General features: G+C 48.8%; 13 protein-coding genes. All 13 read left to right on the top strand.

Going from position 1 to position 16,966, the window contains the following annotated elements; all coding sequences use genetic code 11:
- Positions 1 to 7: 7 nt before the first annotated feature.
- The 13 genes from OB236_RS27880 (at position 8) to OB236_RS27820 (ending at position 16,678) form a co-directional block, all read left to right on the top strand.
- Positions 8 to 1,081 (top strand): Gfo/Idh/MocA family protein, encoded by a 1,074-nt coding sequence (locus OB236_RS27880; protein ID WP_262686842.1) that lies wholly within the window; start codon positions 8 to 10, stop codon positions 1,079 to 1,081.
- A gap of 280 nt (positions 1,082 to 1,361) precedes the next feature.
- Entirely contained in the window at positions 1,362 to 2,264 is a 903-nt protein-coding gene (locus tag OB236_RS27875) for an ABC transporter permease (RefSeq protein ID WP_076227921.1), read from the top strand.
- Between the two features lie 5 nt (positions 2,265 to 2,269).
- Positions 2,270 to 3,148: a carbohydrate ABC transporter permease gene (locus OB236_RS27870; protein ID WP_076228380.1), complete on the top strand. Its 879-nt coding sequence runs from the start codon at positions 2,270 to 2,272 to the stop codon at positions 3,146 to 3,148.
- A 69-nt stretch (positions 3,149 to 3,217) separates the two neighbouring features.
- Positions 3,218 to 4,744 carry an extracellular solute-binding protein gene (locus OB236_RS27865; protein WP_262686841.1) on the top strand — a complete coding sequence of 509 codons (1,527 nt, stop codon included), beginning with the start codon at positions 3,218 to 3,220 and terminating at the stop codon, positions 4,742 to 4,744.
- A gap of 90 nt (positions 4,745 to 4,834) precedes the next feature.
- On the top strand, positions 4,835 to 7,168 hold the full coding sequence (locus tag OB236_RS27860; RefSeq protein ID WP_262686840.1) for a helix-turn-helix domain-containing protein: 2,334 nt from the start codon (positions 4,835 to 4,837) through the stop codon (positions 7,166 to 7,168).
- Positions 7,169 to 7,174: 6 nt separating this feature from the next.
- A complete protein-coding gene (locus OB236_RS27855) occupies positions 7,175 to 8,242 on the top strand; it encodes an oligogalacturonate lyase family protein (protein ID WP_262686839.1) in 1,068 nt (355 codons plus the stop codon).
- Positions 8,243 to 8,277: 35 nt separating this feature from the next.
- Positions 8,278 to 10,962, top strand: coding sequence for an alpha-mannosidase (locus OB236_RS27850; protein ID WP_262686838.1), 2,685 nt, complete (start codon positions 8,278 to 8,280; stop codon positions 10,960 to 10,962).
- A gap of 266 nt (positions 10,963 to 11,228) precedes the next feature.
- Positions 11,229 to 11,384 carry a hypothetical protein gene (locus OB236_RS27845; RefSeq protein WP_262686837.1) on the top strand — a complete coding sequence of 52 codons (156 nt, stop codon included), beginning with the start codon at positions 11,229 to 11,231 and terminating at the stop codon, positions 11,382 to 11,384.
- On the top strand, positions 11,381 to 12,787 hold the full coding sequence (locus OB236_RS27840) for a glycoside hydrolase family protein (protein WP_262686836.1): 1,407 nt from the start codon (positions 11,381 to 11,383) through the stop codon (positions 12,785 to 12,787). Before OB236_RS27845 ends, OB236_RS27840 begins: the two co-directional genes overlap by 4 nt.
- A gap of 71 nt (positions 12,788 to 12,858) precedes the next feature.
- The gene (locus tag OB236_RS27835; RefSeq protein WP_262686835.1) at positions 12,859 to 13,629 is read left to right on the top strand and encodes a hydroxypyruvate isomerase family protein; all 771 of its coding nucleotides are present in this window, start codon (positions 12,859 to 12,861) and stop codon (positions 13,627 to 13,629) included.
- 132 nt (positions 13,630 to 13,761) lie between these two features.
- Positions 13,762 to 14,670 (top strand): aminoglycoside phosphotransferase family protein, encoded by a 909-nt coding sequence (locus OB236_RS27830; protein ID WP_262686834.1) that lies wholly within the window; start codon positions 13,762 to 13,764, stop codon positions 14,668 to 14,670.
- Positions 14,671 to 14,729: 59 nt separating this feature from the next.
- A complete protein-coding gene (locus OB236_RS27825; RefSeq protein WP_262686833.1) occupies positions 14,730 to 15,191 on the top strand; it encodes a VanZ family protein in 462 nt (153 codons plus the stop codon).
- Positions 15,192 to 15,241: 50 nt separating this feature from the next.
- Positions 15,242 to 16,678, top strand: coding sequence for an MATE family efflux transporter (locus OB236_RS27820; protein ID WP_262686832.1), 1,437 nt, complete (start codon positions 15,242 to 15,244; stop codon positions 16,676 to 16,678).
- Positions 16,679 to 16,966 lie beyond the last annotated feature (288 nt).

Raw genomic sequence — 16,966 nt, 5'->3', positions numbered from 1 at the left:
TATTTCGATGACACGGTTAAAGGTGGGTCTGATCGGACTCGGAGAGGTCGCGCAAATTATTCACCTGCCTGTGCTGGAAGCGCTGGTGGAGCGGTTTGAAATTGCGGCGCTCTGTGATGTTTCTCCCGGCGTGCTGCAGGCCATAGGTGCGAGATACAGGGTAACACGACTTTACGAGGATTATCTCCAGCTCGTCAGGGAGCCGGACCTCGATGTCATTTTCGTGCTGAACAGCAATGAATACCATACGGATTGCACGCTTGCCGCCCTGCAGCATGGAAAGCATGTACTGATCGAAAAGCCGATGTGTATGACACTACCGGAAGCGGATGCGATCATTCAAGCGCGGGATGAAGCGGGGAAGCATGTTATGGTCGGATATATGCGGAGATTCGCTCCCGCATTCCTGCAGGCGGTGGAAGAAGTGAAGGTGATGGATGTCATCCATTACGCCAAAATTCGGGATATCATCGGCCAAAACCGGTTGTTTATCCAGCAGTCGAGTGTTGTGAGTAAATACGATGATATTCCTCCTGCGGCTATCGCCGATCGTACGGAACGCAGAAACAGCCTACTGAGGGATGCGATCGGGCGTGTCCCGGTAGATTTAACGAGAGCCTATGGATTGCTGAACGGGTTAAGCAGCCACAGCTTGTCCGCCATGAGGGAAATGCTCGGATTTCCGCAGCATGTCGCTTCGGCTGTCACCTGGAAAGGCGGCAGCTTTATTCAAGCCGTATTCGCCTATGACGGATATTACGCCACTTTCGAAACAGGTACGGATGGATTGAGAAGGTTTGACGGCCATCTCGAAGTGTTTGGAGCCTCCAAGCAGGTGAAGGTTCAGTATGATACCCCTTATATCCGCCATCTGCCGACTCTTCTGCATATCCAGGAGACCCAGGGGGAAGCGCTGGAAACGCGTGAGATCAGACCTACCTATAAAGATCCCTATACCCTGGAGCTTGAGCATCTGCATGAGGTCATAACGGGATCGGTTCCACTCAAAACGACACCGGAGGATGCCAGGCAGGATTTGGTGCTGTTTGGATGGATCATGGAACGCTTAAAGGTGAACTAAATAAATTTGCTAATAACCGTGTCCTCCGTTAACACTGGAAGGCATGGTTTTTTGTCGTTCAATCACCGGAGATTGGCTAAAGATTATCGAGTTTGTCAGATGATTATCCCGGTGTCTCAACGCTTTAGACAGCTGTTCGGTTCAACTGGTTGGCTGTTGATTATATCCTGAACCATTCTTAACCTGCTACATTCGGAGTGCGGATTAGAGCTTCCGTGTTCGAACCATACAGATCATACAGCTCGGGGAGGTGAAAAGAATCATACACAAGCACAAACAAATGCGGCAATTCTCCATTCGTTCAAGGGATGGATGGCTTTACCTGATGCTGCTGCCCGGACTATTGTTCTTTATTTTGTTCAAATATTTACCGATGTGGGGCGTATTGATTTCACTCCAAAACTATCAGCCGGCTCTCGGACTGTGGGGAAGCGAATGGGTAGGACTGGCTCATTATAAACGTTTTTTTTCTGACCCTTCCTTTTGGATGCTGTTTCGCAATACGACGCTGCTGGCCGTGTACAGCATCGTGATCTTTTTCCCCATGCCAATTATCGTTGCGCTGCTGTTGAACGAGCTTCGGGTGCAGTGGTTCAAGCGTTCGATACAAACGTTGATTTACATCCCGCATTTTTTCTCAATTGTTGTCGTTGTGGCGATTTCCTACGTGCTGTTCACAACAGAGGGTGGGATTATCAATGAAATGATAGTGGGGATCGGCGGCGAGAAGGTTAACTTTTTGACAGAGCCCGAGTGGTTCAGGCCGATGGTAACCTTACAGGTGGTCTGGAAGGAAACCGGGTTTGGGACGATCATTTTTCTGGCCGCACTGGCGGGCGTTGATCCGCAATTGTACGAAGCGGCCAAAATAGACGGCGCCAATCGTTGGCACCAGCTCTGCCATATCACGCTGCCAGCGATTCGGAGTACGATTGTCATTTTGCTGATCCTTCGGTTGGGACACTTTCTGGATACTGGCTTCGAACAGATGCTGTTGATGATCAACGCATTGAACCGTGACGTAGGCGAGGTATTTGATACGTATGTGTATACCAGCGGTATTCTGGAAGGTCAGTTCAGCTATTCAACCACGGTGGGTTTGTTCAAATCCATTGTTGGCCTTGTTCTTGTAGTAATTGCCAATCGGATTGCCAGAAAATTAGGTGAAGAGGGGGTGTATTGAAACGTATGCTGCACAAACGCTCACCGGCAGGAGTTCTATTCGACACAGCCAATTACATTTTTTTGATTGGAATTGCGTTGATTACATTGCTTCCGTTTCTGCATATTGTGGCCGGTTCGCTTGCTTCCGCCCGCGAGGTGTTGAACAGCCGCTTCATTTTGTTCCCTAGGGAGTTCTCACTGGAGGCGTACCGATTCATATTTTCGGAAAGCACCCTCTCCCGCAGTCTGGCGACGACCGTATATATTACTGTTGTGGGTACTTTTGTGAATATGGCGATGACCTCGTTGATGGCGTATCCATTATCCCGTAACATTAAGGGGAAGCGGCCGATTATGCTGCTGATTGTGTTCACCCTGCTGTTCAGCGGGGGGATGATTCCTTCCTTTCTTGTGGTAAAATCACTCGGCTTGTTGAATTCCTATGGGGCGTTGTGGCTTCCCGGTGCGATCAGCCCGTTTTATTTGATCATTATTATTAATTTCTTCAAGCAGCTGCCTGTTGAATTCGAAGAATCGGCCAAAATCGACGGCTGTAGTGACCCGCGAATTTTGTGGAGTATTATATTGCCTTTATCAATGCCGGTGATGGCGACGTTTTCGCTTTTTTATGCGATTGCGCATTGGAATACATTTTTCCAGGCATTAATCTATATCAATGACGCTTCCAGATGGCCGATTCAGGTGCTGCTGCGACAAATTGTGATCATGTCCTCCGGCGGGATCGGGGATGCCAGCTTCAGCAGCGAAACGACGATTCAGGTACCGCCCCAGACAGTGAAAATGGCCGTTATTGTCGTGTCCACACTGCCGATTATTGTTGTTTATCCATTTTTGCAAAAGCATTTTACAAAAGGCGTGCTGGTCGGATCGATCAAAGGTTAATTCATCACAGAATTGAGCGTCCACGCAGCAATTTTATGCTATATAATAATGATGAGGGGTAGGGGAAATATGAAGTCTATAACAAGCAATAAACGAACTATTTCTTTAATATGTGTTCTATCTTCGGTAGTGACTATGGCAGCGGGCTGCGCGAATCAGGAAAAGGGGAATGCGGCTACAACACCCGCAGCGGGATCCGAGCCTCTGAAGCTTAGTATTATGGCTACCTATTACACGCCACAGCCGCCGAATGCTCAGAATGAAGCATGGAAAAAGCTGCAGGAGCTGACCGGTACTTCAATTGATATGACCTGGGTACCCCGTTCGGCTTTTGATGATAAGGTGAGTGTGTCGATTGCCTCCAATGACCTCCCGAAGGTGATGCTGGCCTTGAAATATAATGCGGCACCTTTGGTTAACGCAATTAAATCGGGTGTGTTCTGGGAAATCGGACCGTATCTAAAGGATTATAAAAACCTGAACGCGATGAATCCCATACCATTCAACAATACCAAGATTGACGGCAAAATCTATGGTTTGTACAGGCCGCGACCCATATCCCGCCATGGTATCATTTTCCGCAAGGATTGGCTGGATAATCTGGGCTTGAAGGAGCCGAAAACACCCGAGGAATTATATACTGTGTTGAAAGCCTTTACACATGACGATCCTGACCGCAATGGCAAGAACGATACATTAGGCATGGCGGAATACAAGGATATTGAATCGTATTTAATGCCGCATATGGCAGCCATTTTCGGAGCGCCGAACAAATGGAATGAGGACAAAGGAGCGTTTACGGCCGAGTTTATGACAAAAGAATATTTGGATGCGCTCAAATTCATAAAGCGGCTGTATGACGAAAAGCTGATGAATCAGGATTTTGTCGTGACCGAAGAACTGCAGCGCAGCACGATGTTTTATCAGGGGAAAACAGGGATTGTGCTTGGCAACGCCGATGGTGCAGGTTCGATGCAGAATGAGCTGCGCAAAAACCTTCCTGATGCCAAGGTGGAGCTGATGGGCGGCATTGCCGGTCCGAAGGGCGAACGGAATATGGCGCAGCAAGGCTATACCGGTGTCTATCTATTCCCCAAATCCTCGGTAAAAACGGAAGCCGAGCTTAAAAAGATTTTGTCCTTTTTCGATAAGCTGCTTGAGCCGGATGCTGTTAACTTGTTAGCATGGGGTATGGAAAGCAAGCAATACAAGCTGGTTGATGGGCAAGTGGAGAAGCTGCTGGATAACGAGAAGTTTACAAGCGACTTACTTGGTCTTGATGAGCTGCGCATCGATGACAAGGCGAAGGAGCTGCCGCTCAAGGGCGAGGACGCCATCACCAAAAAAGCGAAAAAAGCAATGCAGGACAACGAGAAGAAAGCCGTTCTCAACCCGTCGCTGGGGCTGGAATCGGAAACTCTGGTTCAGAAGGGCACTGAATTAAATAAAATCATCAATGATGCCAAAATTAAGTTTATTACAGGCAAGCTGGACGAAGCAGGCTGGAATAAGGCGGTCGAGGATTGGATCAAGGCCGGCGGCGATAAGGTCATGACGGAGCTGGCTGAAAGCCTAAAGAAGTCACAAACCAAATAACCGGTGGTCCAAGGGAGAAGCATGTCTTTTCCCTTTCCAATGTTTCATAAAGTCCGGTGCTGCACGAAACCGCTGCTGGGGAGGGACCGGATGAATAATCATCATCGCATCAACTTTTTCAAAAAATTATTTTTATTTTGCTTCTGCATAGGGATTGTGCCTGTGATTACGTTGGGCTATTTCTCTTATGCCAAGTCTTCTGCGCTTTTGCTCGACAAAGCGAACAGAAGCAGTGCGGAGTCGGTAGAGCAGACGCGGCTGCGATTCGAGCAAAAAATGAAAATGGTTGATAATACACAAACTCAATTCATTGGTGCATCTGCAGTCATCTCGGCGATGGAACAGCGGCTGGACAGCAGTAATTATTTGTTATATGAGGACTTGATTCAATCGATTCATCGTCTGCAAACGTATGAGTTCGGTTTGGCGGAGGTGTATCTGGTCAACCTTTATCAGGATTGGATTTTGGACAGCCGAGGTCAAAGCTCGTTTGAGCAGCATTATCTGGCAAAGTCGATTGACGCGTATGTGGGCATTCCGAAAGCTTCCTTCTGGACTTCCATGAAGCTGCCCTGGTATGAGGACGGCAACCCGCTCCAATGGAATATGGCTCTTGTCAAAAAGATTCCTAACAATTCGATCAAACCGATGGGATTGCTTGTAGCCATCCTTCCCTGCATAGAGTTGAACAAGATGCTGCCTCAGGGCGGTGAGCCCGGCGAGTTTTATGTGCTGGACGATAAGCTGAGGGTAATTGCTTCCGCCCATCCTGAGCAGGTCGGCATCGATCTTTCGAAGGATCCGGTGATCGGTCAAATTCAAGGCGAGCAGCTGGAGGCTAACCAATTTCAGACGGATATTGGAAATGAGGCCTATGGGATCACTTATCGAAAATCCAGTTACAATAGCTGGACGTATGTGAATAAAATTCATATTAGGGATATCAAGCAAGAATCCAGAGCTATTGGCTGGCTGACCATCGCGATTTGTTTAAGCCTGCTGCTTTTTCTGCTCCTGCTATCCTTTCAAGGGTCTCGACAGCTGTACCGACCTATTCGCAGGCTGTATGACATCGTTCTAAAGGCACCGGATACGCCCAAATTATCGCCCAGAAAAGATGAGCTGTCCTGGATTGAATCCAAGCTGCACATGCTGCTTAGCAATCAGGCTCAAATGAGCCATCAGCTAAAGGAGTTTTTTGTGCATAAGCTGCTGCAGGGCGCGGTCGGTGCGAATGAGATTATGGAAAGATCCGATTCACTGGGGCTGTCTTCCTGGAAGTCCATGAGAGTCCTGTGCGTAAGGATCGATACGATGGAAAGCACGAATTACAAGGAATGGGATCGGGATTTGCTGTTGTTCGCTATACACAATATTACAAGCGAGCTCATTGCAGCAGAGCTGCGCCTGCCACCTGTCGTGATCAATGAATTTCAGGTTACGGTTATAGGAAGCCATGCCGAGCTTCCGGAGGAATCCAAGGCAGAGGCCTATGGACAGGGGAAAGCGATTCAAACGGCGATTCAAGACTATTTGAAGCTGTCCGTCAGCATGGGCATCAGCTCTGCAATTACGCATCCGGCCGATATGCCTGGCGCATTTCTGGAGGCCAAGGAAGCGTTGGCGTATGGGGTTCGACTTGGATACGAATCGATCCTGTTTCTTGAGGATATGAACTCTCCCTTGATGACGGTACCGGTTACGTTTCCGCAGCATATCGTCAGCGAGCTGACGGAACAGATCAGGCTGCTGGACGAAGGAAAGGCTAATCTACTGATTGAGGAGTTTATGGCGGTGGTGGCCGATAAATCCATCAGTCATCAGGAGTTTCAGCTTTATCTGATGCGGCTTCTGGTCGAGCTGCTGCGTTTGTATCAAGACAATGGCGGGCAGATGCAGGACCTCGTGCTCAATGAAAAAGCAGTTGTAAGCGAAATGTTTCTGTTGAAGTCCAATAAAGAAATCGTGGTCTGGTTTCAAATGTCCGTCATCAGACCGTTAATCGCCCACATCGAGCAGCGCAGGGATTCGCTGTATACCAGCATATCCGATCAAATTCTAACCATCATTCACAGCGAGTATGATTCCCCGTTAACACTGGAATTGTGTGGTGCGAGGCTGAGCTACCACCCGGAATATGTGGGTCGCGTCTTCCGCAAGGAGACGGGCTTTGCCTTCGGTGAATATTTGTCTGGATATCGTCTGCAAATAGCGAAGAAGTGGTTGATTGAGACGGATATGACCGTAACGGAGATATCTGAAAGATTAATGTACAACAAGCCACAAAATTTTATCAGGTATTTCCGTAAAATGGAGCAGATTACACCCGGTCAATATCGGGAGTTGTTTCACAGCAAATCCAAACGGGCAGCGGAGCAGCAGGAGACATCAAGCGCTGAAACCTTTGCCGCTAAAAAGGAGTGAATGCTAATGCTTACCATGAACACGTATAAAGATTCGATGACAGGCTGCCGGGTTCAGACAATTGGACAGTCCGGTACCGATACGAGTCATTATTATTTTACGGCTATGACCTGGCTGGCAGACAGTCGAAGATTGATTGCCAGCACCCAAATCGATGCTGACAAGAAATGCAGCTACGTGCTGATTGACACAGAAACCGGTCATTCAACGGTTCTTGCGAATGGAGAGCAGTGGGCGGGTGGCGTTGTTTCCTCGGATGACAAGCTGTACTTTCCACGTGACAATTCGGTCCAAGTCATCGATTTAAACACGTTGAAATCCTGGACCGTGTGCGAGTTGGCATCTGGAGATTATTTCGGGGAGCCGCTTTCCGTGTCTGATGATGCCGCAGTTCTCGGCGTGTATGGAATGCTCGGTGGACAATCATTTATCGGAACTGTGGATGTGGCTGCCGGAAAGCTGACTCATCAGATAGCGCCCGGGTTCGCCCGGCCCTATGAGATCGCTAACCATGCGATGGTTAACCCCGTTTACGATCATTTGGTCTTGTTCGCCCATGAGGGAAAGACCGAGCACATCCCTGACCGCTTGTGGCTCTACGACACCGTGGCCTCTAGACTGAGCAATATATATGAACAGCAGCAGCTGCAGGACGGAAGCCTTGGTGAATATATAGGGCATGAGATGTGGGCGGCTGACGGGGAGGGCGCTTATTTTGTCAGGTATAAATCCAGTCCTATCACTCCAACCGGCATTTATTATGTAGATAGGCACCGGAGCCAAGGGGTATTTATAAACGGGGATTATGGCTATTGGCACGCTGCTGCTAGTCCTGACGGCAATTGGATCGTTGCGGATACACATGAGCATCCGTCCAAACTCGTGCTGATTGACCTTCGCGATCATTCATCCAGAGTGCTAACCGAAGTACCGTTATGGTGGAACCATCCAGGGCATCCCCATCCTTCGTTCAGTCCGGACAGCCGTAAGGTAACCTATACATTTGCCGATGATGAGAATCATTTATGGATCGGCATTATCGATATATATGAAGTGCTAGAAACAAAGTCCTAAAAGTTGAGCAGCAGTCAAGGAAAGGAGCAACGATTGTGAAAAAGCCCGAAGGTAAGCAGGAAGCCGCAACCCTTAATAACATGGAACACTATGCATCCGATGCCGCCGCTTCCGATAGTGCATTGAAGCCGGTCGTGCATATGATTGGCAACGCCCATCTGGACCCAGTATGGCTCTGGCGCTGGCAGGAGGGCTTTGCCGAGATCAAAGCGACGTTCCGCTCTGCACTCGACCGGATGGTGGAATTTCCCGAATTTGTGTTTACGTGCGCGGGAGCCTCCTGCTACAAATGGATAGAAGAAAATGAACCCCGTATGTTTGCAGAAATTGTGAAGCGGGTAGCCGAAGGGCGGTGGGTCCTTGTCGGCGGCTGGTGGGTTCAGCCAGATTGCAATATTCCAGCAGGAGAGTCGTTTGCAAGGCATTCACTCTATGGCCAGCGCTACTTTCTGGAGCGTTTTGGCAGGTCGGCGAAGGTCGGCTACAATGTCGATTCCTTTGGCCATCATGCCATGCTGCCGCAGATTCTCAAGCTGAGCGGTATGGACAGCTATGTATATATGCGGCCCGAGGAGCATGAGCAGCACATTCCGGCCAATCTGTATTGGTGGGAAAGCATGGATGGCAGCAGAGTCATGACGTACCGGATTCCATGCGGCTACAATACGCATCAATTTGAAACCTCGGAGCCCAAAATCATGAAGGTGCGGGAAATCGCCGTACAGCAGCAGACCGACCAAATGTGCTTCTACGGGGTTGGCAACCATGGCGGCGGACCGACTATTGCCAATTTGCATGAAATCCGCGCCGTCAAGGAAAGGCCTGGTGGCGAAGCGATCCTGCTCAGCTCACCGGACGCCTATTTTGAGCGCATGCAAGCGCATGGTCCGATACTGCCGGTCGTCACGGGTGAACTGCAGCATCATGCCAGCGGATGCTACTCTACCCATTCGGAGACCAAGGCCAGCAATCGTAAAACGGAGCACAGGCTGATGACGGCGGAGAAGCTGTCTGCCTTGGCGTACCGTCTGCTCGGACACGATTATGACTCCGCACAATTTCAAAAAGCCTGGGAATGTGTGATGTTTAATCAGTTCCATGACATTATGGGCGGCTGCAGCATCAAGGAAGCTTATGACGATGCGCGAGAAGCTTACGGTTATGCGCAGCATGTCGCTTCCATTTCGTCCAATGCGGCCCTGCAAAGGATATCGTGGTCGATCAATACGATGCGCCCGGGCATCACCTTTCTGGATAAAAATAAAGACCGCACCTTGTGGGAACAAAATGACAGCGGGATTCCGGTAGTCGTGTTCAATCCCTTGTCCTGGGACGTGGAGGCACCGGTGGTCGTTACCCAACAGATGAAGGGCATCACCGACGAAGAGGGGAATCCCGTTGTCATTCAGCATGTGCGCGCCTCGCGAACGAACGGGGGAGATAAATACGACACGCTATTCAGGGGAGTGATTCCGGCCTTCGGCTACCGGGTGTACTGGATTTTTCGCAATCAAACGTTTACTATCACCGATCCCGGAGCAAGTGTGGGTACAGATCCGAATAGCGGAAACGCTGCATCCCAGACTTCGTGCGAGCAAACGCCAAAGGATGCACTACTAGTCTCTTCGCAGGGGGCGGAAGCTTTTCTCGAAAATGCATGGGTACGTCTTGAAATCGATCCACATACCGGTTACGTGAAAAGCTTGTTTGATAAAAGAGCCGGAATCGAAATCGTAGATAGCCGCTTGGCTGTGCCCCTTGTCATGGATGAGCATGACTGCGATACGTGGGGGCACGGCAAGCTGGAGTTCCGCAATGAAATCGGGCGCTTTACCGATGCCACAGTGAAGGTCGTTGAATCGGGACCGCTACGGGCTACATTAAGAGTAACAAGCCGGTACGGGAATTCCACGCTTAGACAGGATTTCATGTTATATAAGGATAGCCCGGATATCCAGGTAAAAGCCAAGCTCGACTGGCAGGAGAAGCACAAGCTGTTGAAGCTGTCTTTCCCGACCCGTATTCACGAACCGAAAGCAACGTATGAAATTCCTTATGGCTATCTGGAGCGCCCGGTAAATGGCGAGGAAGAGCCGGGGCAGCAGTGGGTTGATGTGAGCGGATGGGCTGTATCCAGCGGAGAGGCTTCAACGAATTCGCCTATGGAGACTGCGGCAACAGACTGCAGCTACGGGTTAACGCTGCTGAATGATAGTAAATACAGCTTCGATGTAAAGAATGCCGACCTGCGTATGACGATTGTGCGCGGAGCAATTTTTGCCGACCATTATGGTAAGCGGGATGATCTATGCGAATATATGGATCAGGGTGTTCAGGAGTTCGCCTATGCGCTGGTGCTGCATGCCGGAACTTGGCAGGAGGCGAGTATTGTCCGTAAAGCCTATGAGTGGAATGTTCCCCCGGTTCACATTGTAGAAACGTATCATGAAGGGTCTTTGCCACAAAAGTGGAGTGGCATACATTTGTCTACAGAACAGGTTGCCGCCACTGTTTTTAAAAGGGCAGAGGAAGGTAATGGATACATATTGCGCTGCTATGAAGCGCATGGTTTGGAGACGGATGTGACAATCGAGCTACCAATGCTTGGACGCTCATGGCAGTCTAGGTTCGGACGCTGCGAGATTAAAACCTTTTACATTCCGGATGCTTCTGACTTGCCTGTAGTCGAGACGAATTTTATTGAACTGCCCTGGACCTGAGGGCATAACGAATTCGGCCAATGATGTGGTGGGAGATAGATTACCCCAATTAATAAATTTAGCAGCAAGGTCGGGAAATCCGGCCTTGCTTTTATTTGTATATCCCCGAATGGTCAGACGGGACTGCTTCTGAGAAAAAGATAACTAAGGCGTATAAAAGCTTAACTGATACCTATCTTTTTTTAGGGTGCACTTCGTTATGATAAATGTGATCGCAGGGATGGGTTTGCTGTGATCTGAATTTAAATTCGGAGAGGATGATGGATATGCCGCAAAGGCTTATTGCCCAAGAACCGAGAATATGCACGTATGAAACTTATGAAGACCGTCCGCTGCTTGTCAATGAAGTGAGGGTACTTACTGAATACACATCGCCGAAGATGGGCGTGAGCTTCGTACAGGAAGGCGGTCATGAAGCATGAGTCTGGAGCCTGTGAATTCAAGCATAACGAATAGTGGCACCCATACAACGATTTTGTTCCTGGACGATTGGCAGCTAAGCAGTATTACGAATATGGATCGCAAGGTTGGCAAACCCAAATGGATTCGGGAAGGGACGCTGGTTGATGGATTGACGGAAGGCACATGGAACTTTCCACTTGTCGTCTATGAGCCGGATTTGCAGCTGTGGAAGGCAGTTTACTGCGGTGCGGTTGATTTTGAACCCGTAAGAGCTAACAAAAACCGTTTTCTGCGCAATCAGATCCTGCTGTATGCCGAGAGTTCGGACGGAGTGCACTGGGTGAAAAAGGACGTGAGCGACCAGGCATCATTTCCGGGTAAGCGGTATGCAGCCAATCAGGTATTTGGTCTTGATGAACACTGTGATGGTGCGCCAGTCTTTTATGATCTTCATGAGCGTGATCCTGAGCGCCGGTGGAAATACTTTTTTGCCAGCCATCGCAAGCAGTTTCTGGCTGTCTCGCCTGATGCTATCCATTGGAAGGTGGAGGCTATTCCTCTTGACGAGGTAACGCTTGATTCACCGATCACGTGCTTCTATAATGATGTTAAAGGTACTTATGTGCTTTCCCGCCGTGTTCATAACGGAGACAGACGTATTGCGCTGTTTGAAACCATGGATTTTCGCACTTTTACTCAACCGGAAATTGTGATTCATCCCGAGCCGCATGATCCTCCATTGGTCCAGTTCTATGGAATGCCCGTTTATAAATACGAGCATTTGTTTATGGGGCTACTCTGGATGTTTCATACGAATCCGGGAGAAATCGAGTACCACAAGGATTTTGGTCCGATTGATTGCTCGCTGGCGTACAGCATGGACGGCCGGCATTTTTTTCGTGCGCTGCATGAACCCTTTATCCCACGCAATGAGCGCGGTGAGCACGGCGGCGGAAGTATATATACGAGTACGATGCTGCAAGCTCCGGATGGCCATCTGCGTTTTTATTCGGGTGGGTCAAAGGCGGAGCATTTTCAGGATCAAAATCTCGATGATGCGGCCCTGCTGCTGCATGAGCTGCGCAAGGACGGTTTTTTTTATCTGGAAAGCCATGCCATGATCGGCAGGGTCATGACACGCTGCGTTGATTTTGGGGGGAATGGTCTGAATCTTAATGTCCGTGCACCGTATGGAAGGATCAGGGTGCAGTTGTCCGAAGCGCAGGGCAAGCCGCATGATGGCTTCGCCTTTGACGATTGTGTACCGTTCTGTGGTGACACTACTGCGTATAGTCCAGTATGGAAATCAGGCAGGCTCCCATCGGCACTGCATGGAATTCGGACGCATATTGAAGTGGAGGTAACTTCGGGAGAGCTGTATGCCATTCGCGGCGACTTTGAGATTCAAATCGGATCGAAATAAAAGCTTGCGCAAGTAACCTTTAAACCTTTATACGAAAACGAGAAAAGGCTTACAAAATCAGGAGGTACACAATGATCTACTCGCCATCAATTGATGCTGTGTTCAGGAACAGCGGTTATGATCTGGACAAGATTTTGCGAACAGTCAAGGAGCTTGGTTTTACGGCTTTTGAATTTTGGGGCTGGGGAAATCGGGATATCGATTTGATGGAGAAGTTGGTTCAGGAGCTGGACCTGCAGGTAGGTTCCTTTTGCACCAAGTCAATTTCACTGCTTGACCCAGCGCTTCGCGATTCATTTGTAATAGGGCTGGAGGAAACGTTGGTGATTGCCAAGCGGTTGAACTGCAAGTATTTGATTGCAGTAACGGGGAATACGCTTGATGGGGTTTCACGAGCAGAACAGCACCAAAGTATCATCGACGGATTAAAGGCTTGTGTTCCCTTGCTGGAAGCGGCAGGCGTTACTCTGGTTCTGGAGCCGCTGAATACGAAGGTCAATCATCCGGGATATTTTCTTGAAACCTCTGCAGAAGCGTTGGCTATCATTGCCGAGGTTGGCAGCCCTAACGTAAAGCTGCTTTACGATGTGTATCACCAGCAAATTACCGAAGGTGATCTGACACCAACAATTAGCGCCAATATCGGGCAGATCGGATATATTCACGTCGCTGATCATCCGGGGAGGCATGAGCTGGGAACAGGAGAAATTGCCTATCCATTTGTTATGAACAAGCTGCGAGAGCTTGGATATACCGGCTATGTGGGACTGGAGTTTATTCCTACAGGGACACCGGAGGATGGTTTGAGAGCTTGTCTTGCGCAGTTAGATAAGCGTTTATAATTAGAAAGAAGCAATCATAGTATGTAAGTGACTAGACAAGAAGGCCTCGTTTCCGTTAGCGGTCAAGAGGCTTTTTGATCTGAACCGTTAACCGATATGTGAATTTCACTCCAAATAAAGGAGATGAACAAATTGATTCAGCTACCCGAGAAATTTATTCATACCATAGTAGGCGTACATCAAGAAAGAGGCGCTTTGTGGCTGGAGCATTTTGAAGAGCTTATCCAATATTGCGAGAACCGATGGTCTTTTCAAGTACAGGCGGCTTATCCGCTTTCTTTCAACTTTGTTGCGCCTGTGCTTTTTCACAATGGTACGGAAGCCGTACTCAAGCTGGGAGTTCCCAACAAGGAAATAATTACAGAAGCGGAAGCACTGCGCATGTACAAAGGGAATGGTTGTGCCAGACTCTGGGATGCAGATACCGATAAAGGTATTTTGATTCTGGAAAAAGCCACCCCAGGGCACACCCTGAAAACAATCGTAGATGATGATGAGGCGGTACGACTGGCATCAGCCGTAATGAGGAAGCTGCAAGTGTCCCCGCCGCTGCGCCCTTTGTTTCCATCAACAGCAGATTGGGCCAAAGGCTTCGACAAGCTCCGTACCCGTTACTATGGCTCCACAGGACCCTTGCCGGAACGCATGGTGCGTAAAGCGGAGGAGTGGTTTGCGAAGCTGCACAAGACTTGGAGAAATCCACAGCTGCTGCATGGTGATCTTCACCATGAGAATCTGCTGTCAGCCGAACGTGAGCCTTATATCGCTATCGACCCTAAGGGTCTGATTGGCGAGCTTGAATATGGCGTCATTTCTTTTTTAATGAACAACTTGCCAGAGAAGCACCCAAGCGACATCATGAGACGAAGAATTGAGCTGTTTAGTACAGAGTTGACATTAGATCCAGTAAGAATAATGACTTGGGGCTACTGCCATACGGTACTTTCTGCCTGGTGGTGTGTGGAGGATCAGGTTGGCGATCCCCTGAAATCACTGGAGCTGGCCGCTGTTTTTGAGAAGCTATTGGAAGAAAAAGCATAAGATGAGCGCGTACTAGTCCAGGTAATTAAGGGCGTGCTCTGTTGATTGAATGATAAAGGATGCGGGACAGATTGACATCACAAAGATTTAAAAACAAGTTGTACAGGAGTTTGGCAATCTTTATTTTTACAGGATATGGTCTATTTATGTGTTATTTATTGTTTTTCGGATTCTCCAGAGCTGCCAGAACGGAAAGAATGATGAACCTGGTTCCTCTTAAAACGATTTCCAATTATATTACAGGGTTTCATCATTACAATTTGGATACGTGGGTCATTAACCTGTTTGGAAATGTGGCAGCTTTTGTTCCATTTGGTTTTTTGGTGCCACTGGTTTTCCTGGGCATTCGCAGCTACCTACAAATCATTACCCGGTTTTTTCTGGCGCTGCTGGCTGTCGAATCGATCCAGTGGTTATTCCATGTTGGCAGCTTTGATGTTGATGATATTTTGTTGAATATAATCGGCGGATTAATCGGATTTGCCATGCTGCAAAGAGTTCGTCGTTTGAATAAGAGATGAAGCATAAACTGTATAATGCCTGATGACGGAAAATGAAAGAGGGAACACATTTGCCGCAGGAAATCGATAATGAGAGCGTTTCAGCCACGCCGCCTGAGCCACGCAAGTACAAACGTTTGCTCGATCCACAAGTGCTGTTAAAGCTGGAGACAGGTGGCAAGAAGGAAATCCGTAAAGTGATTTTGCAGCTGGCGGGACCTTCACTCGTTGAAAATATGATGATGAATCTGCTTCAAATGATTGTGATGATCATGGTCGGGCATGTGGGTGCGGAGGCAGTCACGGCAGTTGGATTGACGAATCAGCCTGTGTTTTTTGCGTTGGCGATCTTTATGGCATTGAATATCGGTACAACTGCGATTATTGCAAGAGCGATGGGTGCAGGTAATGTAGAAGAGGCTACACTTACGGCTCAGCAGACGTTTATGCTCAGCTTACTGCTGAGTGTTGTGGTCATCTCGCTTAGCTACATATACGCCGAAAATATTCTCGTGCTGCTCGGTGCGACGAGCGATGTTCTTGCCGAGGGACTGAGCTATGCGAAGATGATGTTTGTGTCGCTCAGCTTTACGGTCATTTCGACAAGCCTGTCAGCCATTTTACGCGGAGCCGGGGACACCAGAACCCCAATGAAAATCAATGTACTGTCGAATATTCTCGTTGTCATTCTTGGATATCCGCTTATCTATGGAATCGGTTCCATTCCGGGCATGGGACTGATCGGTGCTGCTGTGGCTACGGTGGTAGCACGGGCTATTTCTACCTTGTGGGTAGTCTTCGTATTATTTGGAAAAGGGTCAATTATTAAGCTTTCCTGGAGGAAGCTGATGGTTGTCGATTACCCGATGATCCGTAGAATCGTCAAAATCGGCCTGCCATCAGCGGGGGAGCAGCTTGCTCTTCGAGCAGGGCAGCTTGTATTCACTTTGGTACTGAGCGGTTTGGGTACCGCGGTGTTCGCGGCGCATACGATTTGCTTCAACATTATGGGGCTTACCTTTATGCCGGGGATGGCTTTTTCGCTTGCGGCCAGCACGTTGGTGGGTCAAGGATTAGGAGCTGGCAAACCCGAGCTTGCGGAAAAATTCGGCTGGGAGACCAGCAGGTTCGGACGCATTTTTGCCGGTATTATGGGCGTCGGATTCATTGTGTTCGCTCCTTACATTATGATGCTGTACACCCATGATGCAGCTGTTATTAGCGCGGGGGCGAGTGCACTGCGTATTATTGGGCTGATCCAAACCTTTCAGGCGTCGCAGTTTATCCTGGCAGGTGCGCTGCGCGGGGCTGGCGATACCCGGTTTCCCTTGATTTCGACTTTTGTTGGTGTGTTTATTTTTCGGGGTATGCTCAGCCTGTTGTTTGTGCTCGTTTTTCACTGGGGGATTATCGGTGCCTATTTATCGATTGCGGTCGATCAGGTTGTCCGAACTGCCATTATTTACTTCCGTTACAAGAGCGGTAAGTGGAAAATGGCGGCTGTCTAGAAGTGCGGTGAATAAAGAGCGGAGCGGCCAAATGATCCTGGAGAAGCGTTCGCGTTCGCCTTTGTTTCCGTACTTTTACCGCAAAATAACTTATAAAATGAATAAAAATACGGAAACAACAGCGATCGGAGGGATATTTGGCCGCGCAGCGGGACTTGTTCACCGCACTTCCAGACTTGCCCAAGTTACATTCATACAACTACATGTTGATGTTGAATTGAATGGCTGCAGAACCTTCCTTGAGAGGAGGGTTCTTTGTCATTCGTAGCGATTCTGCAGCATAGGGAC

Source organism: Paenibacillus baimaensis (assembly GCF_025567575.1).
The sequence above is the reverse complement of the archived record's forward strand: the minus strand, read 5'-3'. Positions and strand labels throughout refer to the sequence as shown.

What these genes read in the sequence shown, in the direction of transcription:
- OB236_RS27875 (WP_076227921.1), top strand. Translation starts at nt 1,362, where the DNA reads ATGCGGCAATTCTCCATTCGTTCAAGGGATGGATGGCTTTACCTGATG.
- OB236_RS27825 (WP_262686833.1), top strand. Translation starts at nt 14,730, where the DNA reads ATGCGGGACAGATTGACATCACAAAGATTTAAAAACAAGTTGTACAGG.
- OB236_RS27835 (WP_262686835.1), top strand. Translation starts at nt 12,859, where the DNA reads ATGATCTACTCGCCATCAATTGATGCTGTGTTCAGGAACAGCGGTTAT.
- OB236_RS27880 (WP_262686842.1), top strand. Translation starts at nt 8, where the DNA reads ATGACACGGTTAAAGGTGGGTCTGATCGGACTCGGAGAGGTCGCGCAA.
- OB236_RS27840 (WP_262686836.1), top strand. Translation starts at nt 11,381, where the DNA reads ATGAGTCTGGAGCCTGTGAATTCAAGCATAACGAATAGTGGCACCCAT.
- OB236_RS27855 (WP_262686839.1), top strand. Translation starts at nt 7,175, where the DNA reads ATGCTTACCATGAACACGTATAAAGATTCGATGACAGGCTGCCGGGTT.
- OB236_RS27845 (WP_262686837.1), top strand. Translation starts at nt 11,229, where the DNA reads ATGCCGCAAAGGCTTATTGCCCAAGAACCGAGAATATGCACGTATGAA.
- OB236_RS27860 (WP_262686840.1), top strand. Translation starts at nt 4,835, where the DNA reads ATGAATAATCATCATCGCATCAACTTTTTCAAAAAATTATTTTTATTT.
- OB236_RS27870 (WP_076228380.1), top strand. Translation starts at nt 2,270, where the DNA reads ATGCTGCACAAACGCTCACCGGCAGGAGTTCTATTCGACACAGCCAAT.
- OB236_RS27865 (WP_262686841.1), top strand. Translation starts at nt 3,218, where the DNA reads ATGAAGTCTATAACAAGCAATAAACGAACTATTTCTTTAATATGTGTT.